Source organism: Streptomyces sp. OR43 (assembly GCF_008042275.1).
GTDB lineage: Bacteria > Actinomycetota > Actinomycetes > Streptomycetales > Streptomycetaceae > Streptomyces.
The window spans coordinates 584313-607325 of sequence record NZ_RDBK01000043.1 but is presented as its reverse complement, the minus strand read 5'-3'; the positions used below and the strand labels follow the sequence as shown (position 1 = coordinate 607325).

22 protein-coding genes and 1 pseudogene are annotated in these 23013 nt (G+C 71.9%); 16 read left to right on the top strand and 7 right to left on the bottom strand.

The annotated features are described in order from the left end of the window. Positions 1-163 precede the first annotated feature (163 nt). Positions 164-2326 (bottom strand): transglycosylase domain-containing protein, encoded by a 2163-nt coding sequence (locus EAO72_RS21070; protein ID WP_261991591.1) that lies wholly within the window; start codon positions 2324-2326, stop codon positions 164-166. Between the two features lie 172 nt (positions 2327-2498). Here EAO72_RS21070 and EAO72_RS21065 point away from each other — a divergent pair, with 172 nt between their 5' ends. From EAO72_RS21065 to EAO72_RS21050, 4 genes are all read left to right on the top strand, one after another. Further along, positions 2499-3299, top strand: a complete 801-nt coding sequence (locus EAO72_RS21065) for an ABC transporter permease (protein WP_148021938.1) — start codon at positions 2499-2501, stop codon at positions 3297-3299. Continuing rightward, positions 3292-4167, top strand: coding sequence for an ABC transporter permease (locus tag EAO72_RS21060; protein ID WP_148018873.1), 876 nt, complete (start codon positions 3292-3294; stop codon positions 4165-4167). Before EAO72_RS21065 ends, EAO72_RS21060 begins: the two co-directional genes overlap by 8 nt. Before the next feature lie 65 nt (positions 4168-4232). Then, the gene (locus EAO72_RS21055; RefSeq protein ID WP_148021937.1) at positions 4233-5225 is read left to right on the top strand and encodes an ABC transporter ATP-binding protein; all 993 of its coding nucleotides are present in this window, start codon (positions 4233-4235) and stop codon (positions 5223-5225) included. Between the two features lie 61 nt (positions 5226-5286). After that, a complete protein-coding gene (locus tag EAO72_RS21050; protein ID WP_187285375.1) occupies positions 5287-5979 on the top strand; it encodes a DUF1707 SHOCT-like domain-containing protein in 693 nt (230 codons plus the stop codon). A gap of 62 nt (positions 5980-6041) precedes the next feature. Here EAO72_RS21050 and EAO72_RS21045 read toward each other — a convergent pair whose 3' ends face one another. Further along, positions 6042-7292 (bottom strand): SGNH/GDSL hydrolase family protein, encoded by a 1251-nt coding sequence (locus EAO72_RS21045; RefSeq protein ID WP_148018871.1) that lies wholly within the window; start codon positions 7290-7292, stop codon positions 6042-6044. A 146-nt stretch (positions 7293-7438) separates the two neighbouring features. On the opposite strand from EAO72_RS21045, the gene EAO72_RS21040 reads away from it, so the two are divergent. Next, entirely contained in the window at positions 7439-8827 is a 1389-nt protein-coding gene (locus EAO72_RS21040; protein WP_410090488.1) for a DUF445 domain-containing protein, read from the top strand. Between the two features lie 199 nt (positions 8828-9026). Here EAO72_RS21040 and EAO72_RS21035 read toward each other — a convergent pair whose 3' ends face one another. Then, positions 9027-9329 (bottom strand): hypothetical protein, encoded by a 303-nt coding sequence (locus EAO72_RS21035; protein WP_148018869.1) that lies wholly within the window; start codon positions 9327-9329, stop codon positions 9027-9029. Positions 9330-9520: 191 nt separating this feature from the next. Here EAO72_RS21035 and EAO72_RS21030 point away from each other — a divergent pair, with 191 nt between their 5' ends. From EAO72_RS21030 to EAO72_RS21020, 3 genes are all read left to right on the top strand, one after another. Then, positions 9521-11032: an MFS transporter gene (locus EAO72_RS21030; RefSeq protein WP_148018868.1), complete on the top strand. Its 1512-nt coding sequence runs from the start codon at positions 9521-9523 to the stop codon at positions 11030-11032. After that, entirely contained in the window at positions 11029-11619 is a 591-nt protein-coding gene (locus EAO72_RS21025; protein ID WP_148018867.1) for a TetR/AcrR family transcriptional regulator, read from the top strand. The genes EAO72_RS21030 and EAO72_RS21025 overlap by 4 nt, the downstream gene beginning before the upstream one ends. Positions 11620-11701: 82 nt before the next feature. Then, on the top strand, positions 11702-12256 hold the full coding sequence (locus tag EAO72_RS21020) for a hypothetical protein (protein WP_261991590.1): 555 nt from the start codon (positions 11702-11704) through the stop codon (positions 12254-12256). A 171-nt stretch (positions 12257-12427) separates the two neighbouring features. Here EAO72_RS21020 and EAO72_RS21015 read toward each other — a convergent pair whose 3' ends face one another. Then, positions 12428-12898 (bottom strand): GNAT family N-acetyltransferase, encoded by a 471-nt coding sequence (locus EAO72_RS21015; RefSeq protein WP_148018866.1) that lies wholly within the window; start codon positions 12896-12898, stop codon positions 12428-12430. 147 nt (positions 12899-13045) lie between these two features. Here EAO72_RS21015 and EAO72_RS21005 point away from each other — a divergent pair. The 3 genes and pseudogenes from EAO72_RS21005 to EAO72_RS20995 form a co-directional block, all read left to right on the top strand. Continuing rightward, positions 13046-13504, top strand: a pseudogene (locus tag EAO72_RS21005) (class E sortase); the annotation flags it as partial. Between the two features lie 62 nt (positions 13505-13566). Beyond that, positions 13567-13725 (top strand): DUF3311 domain-containing protein, encoded by a 159-nt coding sequence (locus EAO72_RS21000; RefSeq protein ID WP_148021935.1) that lies wholly within the window; start codon positions 13567-13569, stop codon positions 13723-13725. Further along, positions 13722-15230, top strand: a complete 1509-nt coding sequence (locus EAO72_RS20995) for a sodium:solute symporter family protein (protein ID WP_148018864.1) — start codon at positions 13722-13724, stop codon at positions 15228-15230. Before EAO72_RS21000 ends, EAO72_RS20995 begins: the two co-directional genes overlap by 4 nt. Positions 15231-15321: 91 nt before the next feature. On the opposite strand, the gene EAO72_RS20990 is transcribed toward EAO72_RS20995, so the two are convergent. Next, a complete protein-coding gene (locus EAO72_RS20990) occupies positions 15322-16725 on the bottom strand; it encodes an MFS transporter (RefSeq protein ID WP_148018863.1) in 1404 nt (467 codons plus the stop codon). A gap of 162 nt (positions 16726-16887) precedes the next feature. Between EAO72_RS20990 and EAO72_RS20985 the strand changes: the two genes are divergently transcribed. From EAO72_RS20985 to EAO72_RS20970, 4 genes are all read left to right on the top strand, one after another. Then, positions 16888-17418, top strand: coding sequence for a winged helix-turn-helix transcriptional regulator (locus tag EAO72_RS20985; RefSeq protein WP_148018862.1), 531 nt, complete (start codon positions 16888-16890; stop codon positions 17416-17418). Between the two features lie 62 nt (positions 17419-17480). After that, on the top strand, positions 17481-17816 hold the full coding sequence (locus tag EAO72_RS20980) for a DUF6412 domain-containing protein (RefSeq protein WP_148018861.1): 336 nt from the start codon (positions 17481-17483) through the stop codon (positions 17814-17816). A 133-nt stretch (positions 17817-17949) separates the two neighbouring features. Next, entirely contained in the window at positions 17950-18720 is a 771-nt protein-coding gene (locus EAO72_RS20975) for a YidC/Oxa1 family membrane protein insertase (protein ID WP_148018860.1), read from the top strand. Between the two features lie 135 nt (positions 18721-18855). Continuing rightward, positions 18856-19716 carry a fumarylacetoacetate hydrolase family protein gene (locus EAO72_RS20970; RefSeq protein ID WP_148018859.1) on the top strand — a complete coding sequence of 287 codons (861 nt, stop codon included), beginning with the start codon at positions 18856-18858 and terminating at the stop codon, positions 19714-19716. Between the two features lie 274 nt (positions 19717-19990). Here the strand turns inward: EAO72_RS20970 and EAO72_RS20965 are convergent, their stop codons facing one another. Continuing rightward, positions 19991-20470, bottom strand: coding sequence for a heme-degrading domain-containing protein (locus tag EAO72_RS20965; RefSeq protein WP_148018858.1), 480 nt, complete (start codon positions 20468-20470; stop codon positions 19991-19993). Then, complete coding sequence (locus EAO72_RS20960; protein ID WP_148018857.1) at positions 20467-21630, bottom strand: Gfo/Idh/MocA family oxidoreductase; 1164 nt, start codon at positions 21628-21630, stop codon at positions 20467-20469. Before EAO72_RS20960 ends, EAO72_RS20965 begins: the two co-directional genes overlap by 4 nt. Positions 21631-21686: 56 nt before the next feature. On the opposite strand from EAO72_RS20960, the gene EAO72_RS20955 reads away from it, so the two are divergent. Beyond that, complete coding sequence (locus EAO72_RS20955) at positions 21687-22850, top strand: ROK family transcriptional regulator (protein ID WP_148018856.1); 1164 nt, start codon at positions 21687-21689, stop codon at positions 22848-22850. Positions 22851-23013: the final 163 nt, after the last annotated feature.

The window sequence follows — 23013 nt, the reverse complement described above, 5'->3', positions numbered from 1 at the left end:
GTGGCGGTGATGGCCAGTGCGGTGCGTCGGTGGTGTCGGTGGCGCGTGGCCATGGTGGGTCCCTCCCCTGGTGCGGACACGTGGACGGGCGCACGGTTCGACCCGTGCGCCCGTATGCGTATCGACGCTGTGCGGGGGGACTTGGTTGCTTCTTTACCCGGATCTACTCGCCGAGGGTGCGGGAGGGCTGTCCGGTGGTGCCGGGTGCGGTGTTCTCCTCGCTGGGGAGTTCGGTCTCGTCGGTGCCGCTCTCCAGGTCGAGGCGGAAGTTGGCGACGGGGGTGCCGCGCAGCGCGGTGCGGGTGTACTGGGCCCAGGTCTGGGCGGGGGCGCCGCCGCCGTTGATGCGGGGGAGGCCGAGTGCTCCGTAGAGGGATTCCTGGGCGCCGGTGTCGGGGTCCTGGCCCATGACGGCGATGACGGTGGCGAGGTCGGGGGTGTAGCCGGCGAACCAGGCGGCCCTGTCCTCCTCGGCGGTGCCGGTCTTGCCGGCGGAGGGGCGGCCGGAGCCCTGGGCGGCGGTGCCGGTGCCGCCGTCGACGACGCTCCGGAGGATCGAGGTGGTGGTGTCGGCGGCTTCGCGGGTGACGGCCTGTTTGGTGGTGCGGTCGGGGAGCTTGACGCTCTCGCCGTCCTTGGTGACCTGGTCGACGAGGACGTGGTCGCCGTGTCTGCCGTGGTCGGCGAGGGTGGCGTAGGCCTCGGTCATGTCGAGGACGCTGGCGGTGGAGGGGCCGAGCGCGATGGACGGTGACGCGGTGAGGTCGGGGGTGTCCTTGGGGATGCCGAGGTCGATGGCGGTGGTGCGTACCTTCTCGGGGCCGACGTCCTCGGCCATCTGTGCGTAGACGGCGTTGACGGACTTGTCGGTGGCGGTGCGGACGGTGATGGGGCCGTAGCTGACGTCGTCCTCGTTGGCCGGGTCGTATCCGGTGGGTCCGTCGGGTCCCTGGACCATGCGTTTGTTGGTGCCGTCGTAGATGGTGCTGGGGGTGATGCGGCGGCCGTCCTGGGTGGTGGAGCGGTTGGCGACGGCGGAGGTGAAGACGAACGGTTTGAAGGTGGAGCCGACCTGGTAGTCGCGGCGGGTCGCGTTGTTGACGTACTGGCGGGTGTAGTCGATGCCTCCGTACATGGCGAGGACGCGGCCGGTGGCGGGGTCGATGGAGGCGCCGCCGACGCGGACGTTGCGGTCGGCCTTGTTCTTCTTGCTGGTCTTGGACATGACGTTGTCGTCGACGGCTTCGACGAGGGCGTCCTGTTTCTTCTTCTCCAGCGTGGTGGTGATGCGGTAGCCGCGGGTGGCGAGGGTCTTCTCGTCGAGGATGTCCTTCCGGATGAGGTAGTCCTCGACGGCCTGGACGATGTAGCCGCGTTGGCCGGAGAGGCTGTTGGCGGGCTTGACGGGTCCGGGCAGGGGGAACGTGAGGGCGGCGCGTTCGCCGGCGCCGAGCCATTCCTCCTTGACCATGCCGTCGAGTACGTAGTTCCAGCGGGCGAGGACCGCGGGTCTGTTCTCGGGGTGGGTGATGACGTCGTAGGCGCTGGGGGCGTTGAGCAGGGAGGCGAGGTAGGCGCCTTCGGCGGTGGTGATGTCGCCGATGTCCTTGCTGTAGTAGGCCTGGGCGGCCGCCTGGATGCCGTAGGCGTTGCGGCCGAAGTAGCTGGTGTTGAGGTAGCCCTCGAAGATCTGGTCCTTGGTCTCCTCGCGGTTGAGCTTGATCGCGATGAAGAACTCCTTGATCTTGCGGACGACGGTCTGTTCCTGGCCCAGGTAGTAGTTCTTGACGTACTGCTGGGTGATGGTGGAGCCGCCCTGTTTGCCCTTGCCGGTGAGGGTGTTCCAGCCGGCCCGGGCCATCGCCTTGATGTCGACGGCGCGTTCGGAGTAGAAGTCGCGGTCCTCGGCGGCGAGGACGGCGTGCTGGACGGTGCGGGGGACCTGGGCGAGTCTGACGTTCTCCCGGTTCACCTCGCCGTCGCGGGCGATGACGCTGCCGTCCTTGTAGAGGTAGACGTTGGACTGGGCGGTGGCGCTGGCGTTGGCGGCCGGGATGTCGACGAGTTGGTAGCCGGCGATGAAGCCGCCGATCAGGACCAGTGCGATGAGGACGAGGCCGCCGAGGACCATGCGCCAGGTGGGGATCGCGCGGCGCCAGCCGGTGCGTTTGGGACGCTTGGGCTTCTTCTGCTTGCCCGCGCCCTGGCCCGCGCCCTTGGCCGGGGTGCCCTGTTCCGCGGGGGCGGCAGCGTCGGCAGACAGGTCCCTGGGGGTCCAGCCCGGGTCTGCCGGGTCCCCGTTCGGCTGCTGTGGCTCGTCGCTCATGTCGGTGCAGACTCCTCGGCCGCGGTCAGTTCCCCCATACTGCACTTTTCTGCGGAATAACCACCGGATCGACCTCGGAAAAGCGGTCGCGGCGGTTCCCCCGGCCGGACTAGGCTCGTGCGCTTTGGTGTCCGCGCACGGCGAGGCACCCCGATCGTGGGGGGTGGTTGTGGTGCGGCTCTATGCCGTGGTGGCGGCGGGCGGGTTCCGGCGTTATGCCACGTACCGGATCGAGACGGCCGCGGGGGTGTTCACCAACACCGTCTTCGGTTTCATTCTGGCGTACACGTATATGGCGCTGTGGGACGAGCGTCCGCAGCTCGGCGGGTACGACATGTCGCAGGCGCTCACGTATGTGTGGCTGGGCCAGGCGCTGCTGATGACGTGCGTGATGATGGGCGGCGGCTTCGAGGACGAGCTGATCGAGCGGATCCGTACGGGTGATGTCGCGGTCGATCTCTACCGGCCGGTCGATCTGCAACTGTGGTGGCTGGCTGGTGACTTGGGCCGGGCGGCGTTTCATCTGCTGGGGCGTGGCATCGTGCCGATGATTCTCGGCTCGCTCGCCTTCGACCTGGCGATGCCCGGGTCGCCGGGGACCTGGGTGGCCTTCCTGGTCGCGGTGACGCTGGGGGTCGTGGTGAGCTTCGCGATCCGCTATCTGGTCGCGCTGTCGGCGTTCTGGCTGCTGGACGGGGCGGGGGCGGCGCAGATGGCGTTCCTGGCGGGGATGTTCTTCTCGGGGATGCTGCTGCCGCTGAACCTGTTTCCGGGGCTGYTGGGTGAGGTGGCGCGGGCGCTGCCGTGGTCGGCGCTGCTCCAGGTGCCGGCGGATGTGTTCCTCGGGAAGCACACGGGCTGGGGTCTGGTGCGGGTGTACGCGTTCCAGGCGGGGTGGGCGCTGGTGCTGCTGCTGGCGGGGCGGCTGTTGCAGTCGGTGGCGACGCGGAGGGTGGTGGTCCAGGGTGGCTGAGTCGGTGGAGCCGGTGGCTGTGGCGGAGGAGCCCGTGGCGGCGGTGTTCGTTGCGCGGCCGCGGTGGGCCGAGGGGCTGCGGGCGTACGGGCTGATCGTGGCGATGTGGCTGCGCTCGACGATGGCGTACCGGACGTCGTTCGTGCTGACGACGTTCGGGAACTTCGCGGCGACGGCGTTCGACTTCGTCACGATCCTGCTGATGTTCTCCCACATCGATGTGCTGGGCGGTTACACGCTGCCGGAGATCGCCCTGCTGTACGGGTCCGCGGGTATGGCGTTCGGGCTGGCGGATCTGCTGATGGGGTCGATGGACCGGCTGGGCCGGCGGGTGCGGGACGGCACGTTGGACACGCTGCTGGTGCGGCCGGTGCCGGTGCTCGCGCAGGTGGCGGCGGACCGGTTCGCGCTGCGCAGGCTGGGGCGGGTGTCGCAGGGGGCGCTGGTGTTCGGTTATGCGCTGGTGACGCTGGACATCGACTGGACGGTGGTGAAGGTGCTGATGGTGCCGTTGATGGTGCTGAGCGGTGCGGCGATCTTCGGCGCGGTGTTCGTGGCCGGGGCGGCGTTCCAGTTCGTGGCGCAGGACGCCTCGCAGGTGCAGAACTCGTTCACGTACGGAGGCGCCACGCTGCTCCAGTACCCGCCGACGGTCTTCGCGACGGATCTGGTCCGCGGGGTGACGTTCGTCGTCCCGCTGGCCTTCGTGAACTGGCTGCCGGCGCTGTATGTGCTGGGCCGGGACTATCCGCTGGGCCTGCCGGACTGGGTGGCGTTCCTGCCGCCGCTGGTGGCGGGTGCGTGCTGTGCGGCCGCGGGCCTGGCGTGGCGGGCGGGGCTGCGGGCGTACCGGAGTACGGGAAGTTGACGCGGGGCGAGCGGGAAGAGGCGGCGGACATGGGTGCGAGCGTGGATACGGGCATGGGTACGGGCATGGGGACGGCTCCGGGTGCGGATGCGGACTTCATCGAGCTGGACGGGGTCGAGAAGGTCTTCGACGTCCGTCGCAGGACGGGTTTCCTGCGCAGCGAACGGCGGGAGGTGCGGGCCGTCGACGGGATCAGTTTCCGGGTGGGCCGCGGTGAGATGGTCGGGTACATCGGCCCGAACGGGGCGGGGAAGTCGACGACGATCAAGATGCTGACCGGGATCCTCACCCCGAGTGCCGGTTCGCTGCGGGTGGCGGGCATCGATCCGTCCCGTGAGCGTACGAGGCTGGCGCAGCGCATCGGTGTGGTCTTCGGGCAGCGCACCACGCTGTGGTGGGACCTGCCGCTGCGTGATTCGTACCGGCTGATGCACCGGATGTACCGGATTCCCGATGACCGCTTCCGGGTCAACATGGACCGTTGCATCGAACTCCTCGATCTGGCGGAGCTGTTGGATGTGCCGGTGCGTCAGTTGTCGTTGGGGCAGCGGATGCGGGGTGATATCGCGGCGGCGCTGTTGCATGATCCGGAGGTGTTGTACCTGGACGAGCCGACGATCGGTCTCGATGTGGTGTCGAAGGCCAAGGTGCGTGGTTTTCTGCGGGACTTGAACGCGGAGCGCGGTACGACGGTGCTGCTCACCACGCATGACCTGACCGATATCGAGCAGCTGTGCAAGCGGGTGATGGTGATCGACCACGGGCGTCTGATGTACGACGGTGCGCTCGCCGGGCTGCACGAGGTGGGGGAGAGCGAGCGGATGCTCGTGGTGGATCTGGAGCGTGAACTCCCGCCGATCGTGCTGGAGTCGGAGCATCCGGTGCGCACGGTGAAGGTCGAGGGCGTGCGGCAGTGGCTGGCGTTTCCGGCGTCCGCTTCGGCGGCGCCGCTGGTGGCGCGGATCGCCGCGGAGTACCCGTTGGTGGATCTTTCGGTGCGGGAGCCGGACATCGAGGCCGTGATCGCGAAGATGTACGCGTCGGCCTCCGGCCTGTAGCGCGGTGACGGGAGCGGACGCGTTCAATAGGCTGCACGGTATGACAAGCGAACTTCCGGAGATGCGTGCCTCCGATGCCGAGCGTGAACGGGTCGCCGAGGTTCTGCGCGAGGCGGTGGCCGAGGGCCGTCTGCAGATGGAGGAGTTCGAGCAGCGGCTCGACGCCACGTACAAGGCCCGTACGCACGGTGAGCTCGAACCGCTCGTCCGTGATCTGCCCGCTCCCGGCGGCGGGTCGGTGGCGCCGGCCGTCGCGGGACAGCGGCCCCGGACGGGTTCGCTGGCCCGCTGGCCGGACCGGGTCGGCAAGCCCGCCACGTCGAAGGGCGCTTTCGCGTTCTGGGGCGGGTTCTCCCGGCGGGGGAACTGGACGATCAGCCGGGTGTTCACCGCGTTCGCGATGTGGGGCGGCGGCGAGATCGATCTGCGCGAGGCGAACTTCGAGGACGGCGAGGTCGTCGTCCGCTGCTTCGCGATCATGGGCGGTATGCAGGTGACGGTTCCGCCGGAGCTGAACGTCGAGGTCCGCGGGATCGGCATCATGGGCGGTTTCGGGGAGCACACGAAGGACGACGGGTTCCCCGCACCCGATGCTCCCCGGGTGCGGGTCACCGGTCTGGCGCTGATGGGCGGCGTCGGTGTGGAGCGTAAGCGGAGCAAGGCGGAGAAGCAGCGCGAGCGCGACGCCGAGCGGCGACGGCTGAACGACGCGGAGCGTCCGCGGCTGGAGAAGGGCGACGGCGACCGTTATTAGGGGCGGCAGCCCTTGCCTGCCGCCCGTCCCGGGGGCGGGCCCAGCCTGCAGAGCTGCTTTGCCTACAGCGCGTCCGACGACGGCTCGGCGCGCAGCAGCGAGGCGATGTCGGTCAGGGTGCCCAGGCGGTGGTAGCCGGCGTCGTTCAGGTGGAGGTGGTCGCCGGAGTCGTAGGCGGGCAGCAGTCGGCTGGGCCGCGACGGGTCCTGGACCGCGCGGTCGAAGTCGAGGACCTCGTCGAAGACTCCGCCGGCCCGGATCGCCTCGTTGACGTGTGCGCGTACGGCGTTCCGGGCGGGGGTCCAGTTGCCCTGGCCCTCGTACGGCATCAGGGTCGCGCCGATGACCCGTAGCCCGCGGGCGTGTGCGCGCTCGGTCAGGGTGCGCAGGGCGTCGGTGATCCGGGCGGGGTCGCGTTCCTGCGGGAAGGCCTGGATGTCGTTGATGCCGAGGGCGATGACGACGGTCTTCACGCCGGTGACGGCCAGGACGTCGCGGTCGAAGCGGTCGAGGCCGCGGGGCCCGACCCCGCTCAGCAGGATGCGGTTGCCGCCGATGCCCTGGTTGACGACCGCGTACCGTCCGGCCAGCCGGTCGGCGAGGACGTCGGGCCAGCGGCTGTTCGTGTCGGTGGTGGAGCCGCTGCCCGCGGTGAGCGAGTCGCCGAAGGCCACGAGTGTCCCGGTGGCGGTCCTGCCCCGCACGTCGACGGCGGTGAGGTAGCGCCAGTCGGTGGTGGACTCGGTGGTGCCCCGGGGGCCCTCGGTGAAGGACGTCTGGTGGCTGTTGGGGTGGACGGTGACCGGGCCGCGGGCGGTGGGGGTGCGCAGGGTGACGACGAGGTCGGCGTCGGCGGCGACCGGGACGACGACGGGGTCGCTGACGATCTGTCCTCCGGCGGCGATCGTCACGTAGGCGGCGTTGCGGAACGTCACGGGGACGGCGTTCACGGTGACGCGGTCGACGAGCAGCGGGTGCGTACCGAAGAGGTTGGAGAGGGTGATGCGGGCCGCGTCGCCGCCGATGCTGGTGTGCACGACGTTGCGGATGGTGCGCAGGCTCGGGTCCGGGCCCTGCTCCGGGTCGGTCGCCCCGAGGACGGGCGCGGCGGCCCAGGTGGCGAGCCAGAGACCGGTGGAGCGGGCCGGGGCGGCGGGGGTGCGGGCCACGCCCTGCGGGCCCGCGGCGGCCACGGCGGCCTTCGCCCGGGGTTCGGTGAAGAGCAGGGAGCCGGTGAACGCCACGAGGGCGGCGAGCGCGGCGGTGCCCACCAGGAGGGCTATGAGCAGGGCGGATCCCTGGCGCCTGGGCATGGACGGTGTGTCTCCTCAATCGTTCGTGGGCCGCACCCATGATGCGGCAGGGCTCGGGGAACTCGACGTGCGGCCCGGGAGTAGGTCAGGTAGGCACAATGCGTACGGGGCGCCGGGGGCGACGGTTACGCGGACGGGTGGAGCGGATGGAACGGATCGAAGGTACGGCCGAGGACGCGTCGGCCGGCACGGCGGACAGCGGCACGGGCGCGGGCGGCCCCGGGGGCGGGCCGGAACGGCGGACGGGGCAGCGTCCCTCGGCGTCCCTCGCCTCGTTCGCGTACACGGCCGCCGACGAGGAGAAGCGTCGTGGCGTACGCCGTATGAAGACCACGGCCACCGGCCTCCTTCTGTTGGTCGCGCTGGTGTACGTCCTCGCCACGTGGGCGAAGAACGAGGGGGTGGGCGGCTGGCCGGGCTTCGTCGCAGCGGCCGCCGAGGCGGGGATGGTGGGTGCGCTGGCCGACTGGTTCGCGGTCACCGCTCTCTTCAAGCGTCCGCTCGGACTGCCGATTCCGCACACCGCCATCATTCCCAGCAAGAAGGACCAGCTGGGGGCCTCGCTCGGTTCCTTCGTCGGCGAGAACTTTCTGTCGGGCGGCGTCGTCCGTGACCGGATCCACTCCCTCGCCATCGGCGGCCGGGTGGGCGCCTGGCTCGCGGAGCCGGAGCACGCGGACCGGGTCACCGCCGAACTGGCGACCGCGCTGCGGGGTGCGCTGACCGTGCTCCGTGACGCGGATGTGCAGGCGGTGGTCGGTGAGGCGATCACCCGGCGGGCGGACGCGGCGGAGGTCGGCCCGGGGCTCGGCAAGATGCTGGAGAAGGTCGTCGCGGACGGCGGCCACCGCAAGGTCGTGGACCTGGTCTGCGTGCGGGCGCACGACTGGCTGGTGCAGCACGGCGACTCGGTGATGGACGCGGTGCAGGGCGGGGCGCCGGGCTGGACCCCGCGGTTCGTGGACAAGCGGGTGGGCGAGCGGGTCTACAAGGAGCTGCTGCGGTTCGTCACGGAGATGCGGGACATGCCGGGGCACCCGGCACGCGGCTCGATCGACACGTTCCTGACGGACTTCGCGGCCGACCTCCAGACGGATTCGGAGACCAGGGCCCGGGTGGAGCGGCTGAAGTCGGAGATCCTGGGGCGCGGCGAGGTCCAGGACGTCATCGCGTCCGCCTGGTCGTCCGTTCGGCAGATGGTGATCGCGGCGGCGGAGGACGAGCGGAGCGAGCTGCGGCTGCGGGCCCGCGCCTCCCTGATGTCGCTGGGCGCCAGGCTGGCGACGGACGGGCGGCTCCAGGCGAAGGTGGAGGGCTGGCTGGAGGACGCGGCGGTGTATGTCGTGACGACGTACCGGACGGAGATCACGTCGCTGATCAGCGACACGGTGGCCGGCTGGGACGCGGACCAGACGTCGAAGAAGATCGAGGCCCACATCGGCCGTGACCTGCAGTTCATCCGGATCAACGGCACGGTGGTGGGTGCGCTGGCGGGGCTGGCGATCTATTCGGTGTCCCGGGCGTTCGGCGCGTGAGAGCGCGTGAGCGGCACTTGAGGGTTGGGCGGGGCTGAGGGGCGCCACTGGCCGGCCCGCCTGACAGCAGTCGTCCGGGGGGCCGGGTGCGTATCCGTCCTGTCGATTCGTTCGGATACGCACCCGGGTTACGCGGGGGAGTGCCCATCAGTACGCGCGCCGGGCCGCCCGCGTTCACCCGGTGCAGAAAAATCTCCGCTCAGGCGGCSCGGCGCGTGACGGCCCAGGACGCTGCCGCTACGGTGCCCGCCACGCCGAACACCGCGGGCCAGGCGCCGACCTTCTTCGCCAGCGGGTGCGATCCCGCGAAGGCGGCCACATAGGCGGTGGTCAGGGCGACGGCGGCCCGCGGCCCGGCCTGCCGGTTCCACTCGTACGCGGCGACGCCTCCCGCGGCGGCGAGCGCGACCCCGCCCAGCGGCCGCTTCCTGGTCCACCGTGCGACGGCGTAGCCGCCGACCAGTCCGCCTGCCGCCACCGCCGCTGCCGGAACCTTCGCCATCGCAGCCACCTCAGCCTTCTCGTAGGTCGTCGCCGGACCTGCGGCGTGTCCGCCCGTACCGGCTCTCGGCTCCGAGGCTAACGCGGCGTTCCGGCATCCCGTCGCCGAGGGGGTGCACAAGCGTTTACCCTGGGGGTGAACAGGCGTGCACCCCCTTCGCCTCCCGGCAGCCGAGCACCGTACGGAGACACATGCCCGCGGACATACCGGTCCCAGCCGCCCCCGCGACCCCTGACGTCCGGCCCCCGCACCCCCGCTTCGCGGTCGGCGTGCTGGCCTTCTGCGGGGTCGTCGTCGCCGTCATGCAGACGATCGTCGTCCCGCTGCTCCCGCACATCCCCGAGCTGACCGGCGCCACCCCGGCCGCCGCGAGCTGGCTGGTGACCGTCACGCTCCTCACCGGCGCGGTCTTCACCCCGGTCCTCGGCCGGGTCGGCGACATGTACGGCAAGCGCCGGGTGCTGGTGGCCTCGCTCGCGGTCCTGGTCGTGGGTTCCGTGCTGTGCGCGGTCAGCTCCCACATCGGCGTACTGATCACCGGCCGGGCCCTGCAAGGGGCCGCGATCGCCGTCGTACCGCTGGGCATCAGCATCCTGCGCGACGAGCTGCCGCCCGAGCGCGTCCTGTCCGCCGTCGCCCTGATGAGCTCGACGCTCGGCATCGGCGCCGCGATCGGCCTGCCCGTCGCCGCGCTCGTCGTGGAGAACTTCGACTGGCACACGATGTTCTGGGTCTCCGGACTGATCGGTCTCATCGACATCGTGCTGGTGCTGCGCTGCGTACCGGAATCCCCGCTGCGCAGCCGCGGCCGCTTCGACGCGGTCGGCGCGCTGGGCCTGACCGTCGCCCTCGTCTGTCTGCTGCTCGCGGTCACCCAGGGCGCCGACTGGGGATGGGGCTCGGTCCGTACGGTCGGATTGCTCGCGACCGCCGTGGTCGTGGCACTGCTCTGGGGCGCGTACGAACTCCGCGTCGCGACGCCCATGGTCGACCTGAGGGTCTCGGCGCGCCCGGCCGTCCTGCTGACCAACGTCGCCGCGCTGCTGATCGGCTTCGCGTTCTACGCGAACTCGCTGGTCACCGCACAGATGGTGCAGGAGCCGAAGGCCACGGGGTACGGGCTCGGCGCCTCGCTCGTCGTCAGCGGACTGTGCCTGCTGCCGGGCGGGGTGGCGATGGTGGCCCTGTCGCCCGTCTCGGCCCGGATATCGGCCAAGCACGGCCCGAAGGTCAGCCTCGCGCTCGCCGCCGGCGTCATCGCCGTCGGCTACGGGGTGCGGTACTTCACGAGCCACAGCCTGTGGCTGATCATCGCGGGCGCCACGGTCGTCGCCTCGGGCACGGCCATCGCGTACTCGGCCCTGCCCGCCCTCGTGATGCGAGGCGTCCCGGCCGGCGAGACCGGTGCGGCGAACGGTCTGAACACCCTCATGCGCTCGATCGGCCAGGCCTTCTGCAGCGCGACGGTCGCCGCGGTCCTGGCCAACATCACGTTCCGGGCGGGCGGCAGGACGGCTCCGACGCTCCACGCGTACCAGCTGGTCTTCGTCATCGCGGCGGGCGCGGCACTCGCCGCCCTGGCCGTGACGCTGTTCCTGCCGGGCGGGAGGCCGGCCGGGGCGGGTACGGTCGAGGAGAGCCGCAAGGCGCCGGACACCCGCAAGGAGGGTGTGCGGACGGCAGAACTCCAGGAGGGCGCATGACCGGCGGCCAGGCCATCGCGACGGCCTCCCCCGCCCCCGCCGTCCCCGCGGAGGCGGGCAGCGGCCGGGACGCGATCCTGCGCGCCGCGCGACGGGCGTTCACCCAGCGCCCGTACGCCGAGGTGACGATCCGCAAGATCGCCGCGGACGCCGGCGTGAGCCCGTCCCTCGTGGTCAAGCACTTCGGCCGCAAGGAGGAACTCTTCAACACCGTGGCCGACTTCGGCCCGGCGGCCGCGGAACTCCTCGACGCCCCGCTCGACGCCCTGGGCCGCCACATGGTCGTCACGGTGGTGACCCACCGCCGCGAGCTCAAGTCCGACCCGCTCCTGCGCGTCGTGTTCTCCCTCGGCAACCAGGACGAGCGGTCCCTGCTCCGCGACCGCTTCCACGAACAGGTCACCGACGCCCTGACCGCCCGGCTCCCCGGCCACGACCGCGCCCTGCGCGCCGAACTCCTGGCCGGCCTCCTCCTGGGCCTCGGCGCGACGCTCGGCCTCCACCGCGAGGGCGCGGGCGCGCGCGCCACCCCGGAACACATCGCCGACCTCTACGCTCCCGCGCTCCAGAGGCTGATCACGGGCTGATCGCCCTCTGATCACCGGCACGGCCCCGCGCGGCGCGGGGCAGGGCGGTATGGTCTGGGCCAACCGACGAGGGGGGCCTCACATGTCTGTTCGCGTCCGCATCCGCCTGTCCACGGCCGCACTGGCGATGGCGGCCGCTCTGGTGGGGGCTCTGGCCGGCTGCACCGGGGCGAGTACGCCACAGGGCCCCGGGGACGATGTCCCGTACGTGGCGCCCTCGGCGAACGCGTCGGCGGTGAACAAGGAGATCGAGCAGGACGAGGCCGATGCGGAGGCCTCGGCTGCCGCTGAGGCGAACGCGGCACAGGAGAAGGCCTTCAACAGGCCTGAGGAGGTACGCGACGCCTTCGCCGGCCTCCAGGCCACGTACCAGGACGGCTGCGCACCCGGGGACGGCAACTGCGCCTACTTCCTCGGCCGGGTGAACGACGAACTGAACGGCCTGGACAAGTCGATGAAGGCCGACGCCGGCGGGCCGGACCACTTCAAGGAGCCGATGGCCCGGATCAGCGCCCTGCGCACGACGCTGGCCGGTGACACCTCCACGGCCAATCTGGAGAAGCACCGCAAGCAACTGCTCGGCACGCGCGACCGCATCAACACCTGGATGCAGGGCCACCCGGAGGACTACCGCTGACGAGCGGCGGCGCGCACGTTTCCGCGTACCTCCAGCCCGCCTCCGCGTACGCTCCAGCCCTCCGGCGTTTGAGGAGCGGGGGTCCGGGTGCGGAGCCCTCGGTTACGGAAAGGGGGGTAGGGGACAAAGCCCGCCGCAGGCGCACCCCACCCCGCGGAGCGCCCCGGCGGGCTACGCCAACTCCCGCTCCGCGACCACCTGGTCCCCGCTCAACTCACCGGTAGGACGGAAACCCAGCTTCCGGTAGAACTCCTCGGGACCGTGCGCCCCGGGCACGTATGTCACGGTCGTCCGCGTGCTCCCGCGCCCCCGCAGCTCGTCGTTGACGGCCTCGACGGCGAACCGCCCGTATCCGCGCCCCTGTTGCCCGGCGTCGATGTTCAGCCGCCAGAGCCCGGAACGGAACGGGTCGTCGGGCGTCCCGGGGGCGAACTGTACGCCGATGAAGGCCATGACGAAGCCCACGAGCGTCTCGCCGTCGGCGATCAGCCGCGGCCAGGCGATGTCGGGGGTGGTGTAGGCCTGGGCCAGCGACCAGGCGACGGGTTCGACGAGCTCGTTCTGGTCGGGCCGGACCGAGAGCGCGCAGGCGGCTTCGACGTTGTCGGATGTGACCGGCACGAGCCGGAGCGATGAGGACATCCCCGCAACCTATATTCCCCGGCTGTTCCCGGGCGGGGCGGGGCGGATTCCCGGGCGGCCTCGGCGCGGGCCTGCCGGTTGGTCCACCACAGCTGATGGGCGACGAGCAGCAGCAGGACGACGCCGAGCGTCATCACCAGCTCCGCGCCCCGGCGGTCCCAGGCGTACGCCGTCCTCCGCATCCCGCGCATCGGGCTGACCGCGCCCGTCGCCCAGGGCGTCAGCAAGCACGGTGTCCTGGACAAGGGGTACGCCGGGCACTACCCGGGCACCGCGCAGCCCGGCGGCTCCGGGAACTTCGCGCTCGCCGGGCACCGCAACACGCACGGCGAACCGTTCCGCTACATCAACCGGCTGCGGCCCGGCGACCGGATCACCGTCGAGACCCGCGACGCCGTGTACACGTACACCGTCGACAAGACCCTGGCCCGGACCCAGCCGGGCGACAGCGGGGTCATCGCCACGGTGCCGCGCAGCAACGTGAAGCCGTACGTGGGTTACCGGAGCGCCGGGTCCTATCTGACGCTGACGACGTGCACGCCCGAATTCACCTCCCGGTACCGGCTGGTGGTGTGGGGCAAGCTGACCGGCGTACGGGAGCGCTGAGACCGCGGGCAGAGGTCGTAAGGTTCTCTGACGTGCTCAGACGACGTCCGCAGTTGTTGTGGTTGCTGGTCCCCTACGTGCTCTACCTGGGGGCGCTGCCGTTCGTGAACCGGGTCGATCCCGTCGTGTTCGGACTGCCGTTCCTCTTCTTCTGGCTGCTCGGGGCGACCCTGCTCACCCCCGTCGCCGTATGGCTGGCCCGGCGGGGTGACCGCCGGTGAACGCCGCCGTCGCGACCTCCGTCTTCGGCGTCTTCATGGTCGCCACCGTCGCGCTCGGGCTGTTCGCCGTGCGCGGCCGGCGCGGGGCGAAGGGCGGTGGTCTCGCCGAGTGGTCGGTCGGCGGGCGCAGCCTGGGGACCGTCTTCATCTGGGTGCTCATGGCCGGTGAGGGCTACACCAGCTTCAGCTACCTCGGCGCCGCCGGCTGGGGCTACAACTACGGGGCGCCCGTCCTGTACGTGGTCGCGTACATGTCCTGCGGTTACGCCGTCGGCTACGTCGTCGGGCCGCTGCTCTGGGCGTACGCGCGCAGGCACGGACTCGTCGGGATCACCGACATGGTGGCGCACCGCTTCGGCCGGCCCTGGCTCGGGGCGCTCGTCGCCGTCCTCGCGACCGTGTTCCTGCTCCCGTACATCCAGCTCCAGATCACCGGCATGGGCGTCGTCGTCTCGACGATCTCCTACGGCGCCATCAGCCTGAACTGGGCCTACTTCATCGCCTTCGCCGTCACCACCGGCTTCGTCGTGGTGAGCGGGCTGCGCGGCAGCGCGTGGGTGTCGGTGCTGAAGGACGTGCTGGTCATCGTCACGCTCGGCTTCCTCGCCGTGTACGTGCCCCTGCACTACTTCGACGGCTACGGGCCCTTCCTCGACCGGCTCGTCACCGAGAAGAGCGAGTGGCTGACCTTCCCCGGGCACGGAAACAGCGGCCTCGGACAGGCCTGGTTCATCACGACCTCCTTCCTCAACTCGCTGACCGTGGTGATCTTCCCGACGACCGTCGCCGGCTACCTCGGTGCCAAGAACGCCGACGTGCTGCGGCGCAACGCGATGTGGCTGCCCGCGTACAACGTGCTGCTGTTCGTGCCCATGCTGCTCGGCATGGCGGCCCTCTTCGTCGTGCCGGGGCTCGTCGGCGCCGAGTCGAACCTGGCGCTCTTCAAGCTGGTCGTGGACTCGCTGCCGGCCTGGTCGGTCGGGATCATCGGCGTCGCCGCCGCGCTCTCCTCGATCGTGCCGATGGCCGTCTTCATGCTGGTCATCGGCACGATGTGGGGGCGCAGCGTGCTCTCGCTCGTCCCGCGCTGGGAACGGCGGCAGAAGGGCGCTGCCCAGGTGGTCGTCGTGGTCGCGGGGGGCCTGGCGCTGCTGCTCACGTACACCGCGCCCAACACCCTCGTACGGCTGTCGCTGATCTCGTACGAGGGCATGGCGCAGCTGCTCCCCATGGTGCTGCTGGGGCTGATGTGGCGGCGGCTGACGCTGCTCGGGGCGATGAGCGGGCTCGTCGTCGGGGTGGGCGTGGTCTGCGGGTTCGTGTTCACGGAGAACGATCCGGTGTGGGGGGTGAACGCCGGCATCATCGCGCTCGGCGCCAACCTGGCCGTCGCGCTCGCCGTGACGTACGCCGGCCCGCGCGAGCACGACGGACGGCCGGACGACGAGGTGCTCGCGCGGGACGAGATCGAGGATGAGGACGGGGAGCGGGTTCCGGCGGGATGAGGGCGCGCGGCCGGGCCCTCATCCCGCGGCAGGGCGTCCGCGTACGGAACAACGTCCGCTTCCGCGGCTGGGCGGCAGGGTGGTGCGGGAATCAGGTCCGGTCCCGCAACAGCAGCACGCTGACCGTCGCCACCAGCGCCAGCCCCACCGACAGCAGCAGCGCGCCGTCGGTGCCCGAGTCCGCCGTCGCCACGGCGATCGTCACGGCGACGCCTGCCGACGAGCCGATGTACCGGGCGGTGTTGTTCGCACCCGAACCCATCGCGGCCCGTTCCTGCGGCACCGACTCGATCGCCAGCCGGGGCAGCGCGGCGTTCAGCAGACCGCTGCCGGCGCCCGACACGACCAGGGCCGGGAGCAGCCGCAGCCACACCGCCGCGCCCGGATGCCCCCCGGCGTCCAGCGCGCCCAGCAGGGACACCACGCCCACCGCGTGCAGGACGAAGCCGGCGGCGAGCTGGTGGTGGGCCGCCACCCGGCCCGTCAGCCGGCGTGACTGCAGCGCCACGACGAACCCAGTGCCCGACCAGAGCAGGAACAGCCACGCCGCATCGATCGCCGACAGTCCCAGCGCCCGCTGGAGCAGGGTCGGCAGGAAGCTGAACAGGCCGATCACCGCGAGGCCCGTGAACAGTCCGCCGGCCGACGAGGCCAGGAACGGACGGCTGCGCAGCAGCGCCGGATCGATCAGCGGGGCCGCCGCCCGGCGCTCCACCGCGAGAAATACGAGGGCGAGCGCGAGCGTGGCGAGCAGCAGCAGTCCGACGGGGGCGCGCAGCCAGCCGTCCCGGCCGAGCGTCAGCGCGGTCAGCAGCGCCGTCATCGCCGCACCCAGTACCGCAGCGCCCGCCAGGTCCGGGCGGCCGTCGCGCGGGGCCCGGGACTCCTGGAGCGCACGGAAGGCGAAGGCGGACGTGAGGAGGGCGGCGAGGCCGAGCGCGGTGTACGTCAGCCGCCAGTCGACCGAGCCGAGCGACCCCGCCAGCAGCGGTCCGAGTGCGATCCCCGCGCTGACGAACGCGCCCCAGATCCCCGTCGCCCTGATCCTGGCCGCACCGGCCGGGAACGCTCCGACGAGCAGTCCCAGACTCGTGGCCAGGATCGCGGCGCTCGCCGCCCCCTGGGCGACCCGGGCCAGGGTGAACGTGAGGGTGTCGGTCGTCAGGGCGCCGAGTCCGGTGGTGATGCCGAGGGCGAGCGTGCCGATCAGGAACAGTCTGCGCCGGCCGTAGTCGTCGGCGAGGCTGCCCGCGACCAGCAGGACGGCGGCGAGACCGAGCGGGGTGCCGTTGAGCAGCCAGGCCTGCCCGGAGGGCGGGGTGGACAGGGCGGCCGAGATGCCGGGGAGCGACGCCATCGGCGCGGTGTAGTTCATCAGCGCCACCGTGGTCGCGGCGGAGGTGATCGCGAGGGTCGGTCCGGGGCGTGGCTGAGCGCGGGGTGGCGGCGGGGCGGCCGTCGGCCGCGCGGGGTGAGGACGTACGGGCTGGGCCATGGCATCGCTCCGGGGTCGCCGGGGTTCGCACGGGCGTCGCGCGACCGGGCCGCGGGGGACCGCGGCACCCCCCTGCGGGTTCGGTGAATGAACTCACTGAGGGGATGCTGACGCTAGCACGCAAGGTTCTTTCACTGAACCTGGACGGAGTAAAGTGAACCCATGGCACTCGGCAAGGACTACGCGAACCAGCAGTGCTCGATGGCCCGCGCCCTCGAAGTGGTCGGCGAGCGCTGGACGCTCCTGGTGGTGCGCGACGCCTTCTACGGCGTACGCCGGTACAACGACTTCCTCGTTCACCTCGGCATCCCGCGTGCCGTCCTCGCCACCCGGCTCCAGACCCTCATCGACGCCGGGGTCATGGAGAAGCGCCGCTACCAGGAGTCGCCGCCGCGCGAGGAGTACGTCCTGACCGACAGCGGCAAGGCGCTCTGGCCCGTCATCGGCACCCTCGGCGGGTGGGCGCGCGAGCACCTCCCCGGCACACTCCCGATGCGTGTCTTCGTTCACGCCGACTGCGGTACGGAACTGGGTGCGTACGGCGCATGCCCGGTCTGCTCCGTGCCCGTACCGCCCGAGGACATCGAGATGAGGCCCGGCGACGGGCTCGACACGGACACCGACAATCCGGTCAGCCGCGCACTGCTCTCGCCCCGTCGACTCCTGATGCCCCTGGAAGTCGGTCGTGTATAACGGTGAGAGGTTGAAGTGCCGCGCGACCACGCGGCCGCAGGGGAGCGGAAGGGGGAGGAAGCATGGACGCGAGCGCCACGAAGCGCGTGCGCGGTGGCCTCGCCCGCGTGCTGAGGCCCGCCGGAATTCTGCTCTTCTTCCTCACCGAGGTCCTGCTCGCCGAGGGCGGCAGCCTCTCCGCCGCCGTCGCGCTCGCCGCCACCGCGGCCGCCGGCACCGCGCTCGTCGCCTGCTCGGTCATCAGCGCACGCTGCGCCGTCCCGGTGCCCCGCACCCGGGTCCGTACCGCCATGCGCGACCGGGAGAAACGCACCGCGTTCCTCCCGCAACGGGACCCTGACGCCAAGGGGCGCCGCCGCCCCCGAGCCCCCGGCCATGCCCTCCTGACGGCCGCGTAGGGCTCTCTCCTCCCTGCTTTTCCGCCCCGGACACGTACCCGCCCTGTGCGCGTACGTACGGGCGCCCCGCGCGGATCGTCATGCCGAAGCTGATCCACTTCCCGGCACGACGAGACCCCCGGAGGGCTCATCCATGTCCGCCTTCATGTCCGCATTCGCCAGCCTGGTCGGCGCGCTCGCCGACGCGCTCCACCCGCTCTTCCAGAACGCGTCCACCGCCGCCGCGATCGTCCTGTTCACCGCACTCGTACGCCTCGCCGTGCACCCCCTCTCGCGGGCCGCGGCGCGTGGGCAGAAGGCGCAGCGGCGGCTCCAGCCGCAGATCGCCGAGCTGCGCAAGAAGCACAAGAAGAACCCCGAGCGGATGCAGAAGGCGCTCATGGAGCTGCACAAGGAGGAGAAGGTCTCGCCGCTCTCCGGCTGCCTGCCGAGCCTCCTGCAGATGCCGGCCTTCTTCCTCCTCTACCACCTCTTCTCCAGTACGAAGATCGGCGACGAGGCCAATGAGCTCCTCGGCCACCAGCTCTTCGGCGCGCCGCTCGGTGAGCGCTGGCGCGACGCGCTCGCGGACGGCGGGCTGTTCGGCGCGCAGGGCCTCGTGTACGTGGGGCTGTTCGTGATCGTCGCCGCCGTCGCCACGTTCAACTACGGGCGGACCAAGCGCCAGATGGCCGCCAACCCCGTCACCCCGGCCGCGGGCCCCGACGGGCAGCCGGTCCCGGGCATGGGCGCCATGACGAAGGTGATGCCGCTGATGTCCTTCTTCACGCTCTTCACCGTGGCCTTCGTGCCGCTGGCGGCCGCCCTGTACGTCGTCACCAGCACCACGTGGACCGCGATCGAGCGGGCCTATCTGTACCGCGACATGCCGGCGGCCGGTGCGGCCATGGCCACCGCGGCGTAACCCCGTCCGCGAGCACGCCGGTCCAGTGTGTGAACAGGGTCTTGCGGGGTGATCGGATGTCTTGGAGGATCGGACAAGCCTGCGATGGCCGCAACCCATCCGGCGGGCCCGATCTCTACCGAGGGAGACAGACCGTTGAAGTTGCTTCGTGTGGGTACAGCGGGCGCGGAACGTCCGGCGCTGCTGGACGAGGACGGAACCCTGCGTGACCTGTCGGGGATCGTCACCGACATCGACGACGCGCTGCTCGCCGACGAGGACGCGCTCGCCCGGGTACGGGCCGCCGCGGCCTCGCCCGGGGAGCTGCCCGCGCTCGACGCCGAGGGGCTGCGGGTGGGTCCGCCGCTCGGCCGGATCGGCAAGATCGTGTGCATCGGGCTGAACTACCACGACCACGCCACGGAGACCGGCGCCCAGATACCGGGCGAGCCGATCCTCTTCTTCAAGGCGCCGGACACCGTCGTCGGGCCCGAGGACACCGTGCTCGTGCCGCGCGGCAGCGAGAAGACCGACTGGGAGGTCGAGCTCGCCGTCGTCATCGGGCGCACCGCCCGGTACCTGGAATCCGCGGAGGACGGGCTCGCGCACGTCGCCGGATACGCGGTCGCGCACGACGTCTCCGAGCGCGCGTTCCAGATCGAGCGCGGCGGCACGTGGGACAAGGGCAAGAACTGCGAGACGTTCAACCCGCTGGGGCCCTGGCTGGTGACGGCGGACGAGGTGGCCGACCCGCAGGCGCTGTCGCTGAAGCTCTGGGTCAACGGCGAGCTGAAGCAGGACGGCACGACGGCCGACCAGATCTTCCCGGTCGGCGAGGTCGTGCGCTACCTCAGCCACTTCATGACGCTCTACCCGGGCGACGTGATCAACACCGGCACGCCGGCGGGGGTCGCGATGGGGCAGCCCGATCCGAAGCCGTATCTCCGGGCCGGGGATGTCGTGGAGCTGGAGATCGCGGGGCTGGGGCGGCAGCGGCAGGAGCTGAAGGGGGCGTAGGGGTTCGGCCCCGGGGGTGGGTTGCACCCGGGGGCCGCTCTTGTCCTCAAGCGCCGGACGGGCTGAAAAGCTGTCCTCAAGCGCCGGACGGGCTTGATCTTGCCGGGCTCGGCTTGATTCGCAGGCTCGGCTCGGTGCGCGAGGGTGCTGGGCTGCTCGGTGTGCGACGGCGCTGGTCGGCCACGCACACAGTGCCGACGCCGGACGCGTAAAGATCGGAGGGGTGGGGGCTGCCGCCGGGCAGCCCCCACCCCTCCGGATCGTCCGGGTCCGATCAGTCGCTGATCTTCGTCGCGAACTGTTCCAGCGCCTCGACCACCAGCGCGTGGTCCTCCGCCTGGGGCAGGCCGGACACCGTCACCGAGCCGATGACGCCCGCGCCCTCGACCGCGATCGGGAACGAGCCGCCGTGCGCGGCGTACGTGTCCGGGTCCAGGCGCGAGGCCTCGTCGAACGTCGTCCCCTTGGCCCGGAACCGCGTCCCGACCAGGTACGAACTCTCGCCGTAGCGCTCGACGACCTTGCGCTTGCGGTCGATCCACGCGTCGTTGTCCGCGCTCGAACCGGGCAGCGCGGCATGGAACAGCTGCTGGGCCCCGCGTCGGATGTCGATCGCGACCGGGGCGTGCCGTTCCCGGGCCAGGGCGACGAGCAGGCCGCCGAGCGCGTACGCGTCGTCGTAGCCGAAATGCGGCAGCGTCAGCCGGCGCTCCTGGGCGATCAGCTCGGAGATGGTCGGAGCGGTGGGGTTCATGCGGACTGCTCCTCGGTGGCGTGAGCGGTGGCGGATACGGAGGCGGAGGCCGCGGGCAGGGCGACCGTGACGCCGTCGCGGGCCGAGCGGCGGGCGGCCTCCAGGACGTCCAGCGCGGCGGCGGCCTGGAGGGCGGTCACCGGATTCTCGCCCTTCCCCCGCAGCGCGTCGGCGACCGCCGCGTAGTACGCGGGGTAGTCGCCCGGCAGCGTACGCACCGGGGTGCCGCCGCCCGTGAGCGGGGACTCGCCCGAGCCGAGCCGGCCCCACAGCGCCTCGTCCTCCACACCCCACGGCACCCCGGCCGACGGGCGGGTGCCCTCGCGCAGGGCCGCCTCCTGGGGGTCGAGGCCGTACTTGACGTACCCGGCGGCCGACCCGAGCACCCGGAAACGCGGGCCGAGCTGGGCCGTCGTCGCGCTGACGTACAGATGGGAGCGGACCCCGCTGGTGTGGGTGATCGCGACGAACGTGTCGTCGTCGGCCGCCGCGCCGGGGCGGCGCACGTCCGACTCCGCGTACACCCGGTCCGCCGGGCCGAACAGGACCAGCGCCTGGTCGACGACATGGCTGCCCAGGTCGTACAGCAGCCCGCCGATCTCCTGCGGGTCGCCCGACTCGCGCCAGCCGCCCTTCGGCTGCGGGCGCCACCGCTCGAAGCGCGACTCGAAGCGCTGCACCTCGCCCAGCTCGCCGTCCGCGATCAGCGAGCGCAGGGTGAGGAAGTCGTTGTCCCAGCGGCGGTTCTGGAAGACCGAGAGCAGCAGCCCGCGCTCCTCGGCCAGCGCCGCCAGCTCCCGGGCCCCGGCGGCCGTACCGGCGACCGGCTTGTCCACGACCACGGGCAGACCGGCCTTCAGCGCGGCCGTCGCGAGCGGGACGTGGGTCTTGTTCGGCGACGCGATCACGATCAGGTCGAGCTCGTCCGCCCGCGCCCACAGCTCGTCCGGCGCGGCGGCGAACCGCACCTCGGGGAACTCGGCGCGGGCCTGCTCCCGCCGCTCCTCGTTCGACGTGACGACCGTGTCCAGGACGAGGCCCTCGGTGGCGGCGATCAGCGGGGCGTGGAAGACGGAACCCGCCAGGCCGTAGCCGACGAGTCCGACGCGCAGGGGGGTCCCGGACGATCCGGAGGTCTCGTGAGTCACGTGGGCAGTCATGCCTTCCACTTTGGCAACGCTGTTGCCAAAGTGCAAGCGCGGGAGACAATGGGTCCGTGAACAGGAGCAACAGCGGGGCGAACCTGCCGACACTGCGCAGCCACAACGCGGCGCTCGTGCTCGACCTGCTGCGGGCGGCGGGCGAGCGCGGCATCAGCCGGCTCGAACTCGCCGCGCGGACCGGGCTCACCCCGCAGGCCGTCAGCAAGATCACCGCCCGGCTGCGCGCAGAGCACCTGGCCGTCGAGGCCGGGCGCCGCGCCTCGACGGGCGGCAAGCCGCGCACCGTGCTGCGGCTGGTCCCGGACGCCGCCCACGCGGTGGGGCTGCACCTGGACCGCGACGAGCTGACCGTGGTGCTCGTCGACCTCGCGGGCACGGTGGCCGCGAGCCGTACGGCCCCGCTGGACCTCGGCGCCCCGGCGGACGAGGTGCTCGCGGCGGCGGCCGGGGCGGTCGCCGCCGTGCGGGGCGACGGTGCGCGGACGGTGCTCGGGGTGGGCGTCGCCGTCCCGGGGCCGCTCGACCACCGGGGCGGGGTCCTGCACCGCGTCACCGGGTTCCCGCAGTGGGACGGCTACCCGCTCCGGGACGAGCTCGCCGCGCGGACCGGGCTGCCCGTCGTCATCGACAAGGACACCAACGCCGCCGCCCTCGGACTCGCCCTCCAGACGCCGGACCCCGCCGACTTCGCCTACCTCCACCTGGGCACCGGCCTCGGCTCCGGACTGGTGCTCGGCGGGGCGCTGCACCGCGGGGCCCGTACCGGAGCGGGGGAGTTCGGCCACCAGACGGTCCAGCTGGACGGCGCCCCGTGCGGCTGCGGCGGGCGAGGCTGCATCGAGGCGCTCTGCCTGGCCGCCGTCGAGCGGGGTGACGTCGCCGAGGCCGCACGGGTGCTGGGGACCGGCGCCGCCAACCTGGTCGGGCTGCTCGACATCGACCGGGTGGTGCTGGGCGGACGCCTCGTCGCCGCCGACCCCGACGCGTACGTACGAGGGGTACGCGCGGTGCTCGACGAGCGGGCCCGGCGTGACGGGGCCGACGGGGCGCCCGTACCGGTCGTCGCCGCGGGCGGCGGGGAGCGGCCGGTCGCGGAAGGGGCGGCGCAGCTGATCCTCGCCCCGCTGTTCGGCCGGGTGGCCGGCGCCGCGGGCGGGGGCGTGGAGCCGGCGGCGGACCTGGCGGGCCCGGTTCCCGACGGTACGGATCTGGGCTGATCGAGGGGTTCCGGGCAGCCGGGCGGAGGACCCCTCGGCATGTCGTCGGCGGCCCGTCCGCGGACCCATGACACGGTCGCGGTTCCTGCCGGTGAACTCCGGGCCCGGGGCGAGCCGACCGATTCCGCGAGAAGTGAAGGCTGCCCCGCCATGCCCCCCACAC

Bases quoted from the DNA above. Each gene is read 5' to 3' on its own strand.
- EAO72_RS21055 (WP_148021937.1), top strand. From the start codon at position 4,233: ATGGGGACGGCTCCGGGTGCGGATGCGGACTTCATCGAGCTGGACGGG.
- EAO72_RS21070 (WP_261991591.1), bottom strand. From the start codon at position 2,326: ATGAGCGACGAGCCACAGCAGCCGAACGGGGACCCGGCAGACCCGGGC.
- EAO72_RS21020 (WP_261991590.1), top strand. From the start codon at position 11,702: ATGTCTGTTCGCGTCCGCATCCGCCTGTCCACGGCCGCACTGGCGATG.
- EAO72_RS20990 (WP_148018863.1), bottom strand. From the start codon at position 16,725: ATGGCCCAGCCCGTACGTCCTCACCCCGCGCGGCCGACGGCCGCCCCG.
- EAO72_RS21025 (WP_148018867.1), top strand. From the start codon at position 11,029: ATGACCGGCGGCCAGGCCATCGCGACGGCCTCCCCCGCCCCCGCCGTC.
- EAO72_RS20975 (WP_148018860.1), top strand. From the start codon at position 17,950: ATGTCCGCCTTCATGTCCGCATTCGCCAGCCTGGTCGGCGCGCTCGCC.
- EAO72_RS20980 (WP_148018861.1), top strand. From the start codon at position 17,481: ATGGACGCGAGCGCCACGAAGCGCGTGCGCGGTGGCCTCGCCCGCGTG.
- EAO72_RS21015 (WP_148018866.1), bottom strand. From the start codon at position 12,898: ATGTCCTCATCGCTCCGGCTCGTGCCGGTCACATCCGACAACGTCGAA.
- EAO72_RS21040 (WP_410090488.1), top strand. From the start codon at position 7,439: ATGGAACGGATCGAAGGTACGGCCGAGGACGCGTCGGCCGGCACGGCG.
- EAO72_RS20960 (WP_148018857.1), bottom strand. From the start codon at position 21,630: ATGACTGCCCACGTGACTCACGAGACCTCCGGATCGTCCGGGACCCCC.
- EAO72_RS21050 (WP_187285375.1), top strand. From the start codon at position 5,287: ATGCGTGCCTCCGATGCCGAGCGTGAACGGGTCGCCGAGGTTCTGCGC.
- EAO72_RS21030 (WP_148018868.1), top strand. From the start codon at position 9,521: ATGCCCGCGGACATACCGGTCCCAGCCGCCCCCGCGACCCCTGACGTC.
- EAO72_RS20985 (WP_148018862.1), top strand. From the start codon at position 16,888: ATGGCACTCGGCAAGGACTACGCGAACCAGCAGTGCTCGATGGCCCGC.
- EAO72_RS20965 (WP_148018858.1), bottom strand. From the start codon at position 20,470: ATGAACCCCACCGCTCCGACCATCTCCGAGCTGATCGCCCAGGAGCGC.
- EAO72_RS21045 (WP_148018871.1), bottom strand. From the start codon at position 7,292: ATGCCCAGGCGCCAGGGATCCGCCCTGCTCATAGCCCTCCTGGTGGGC.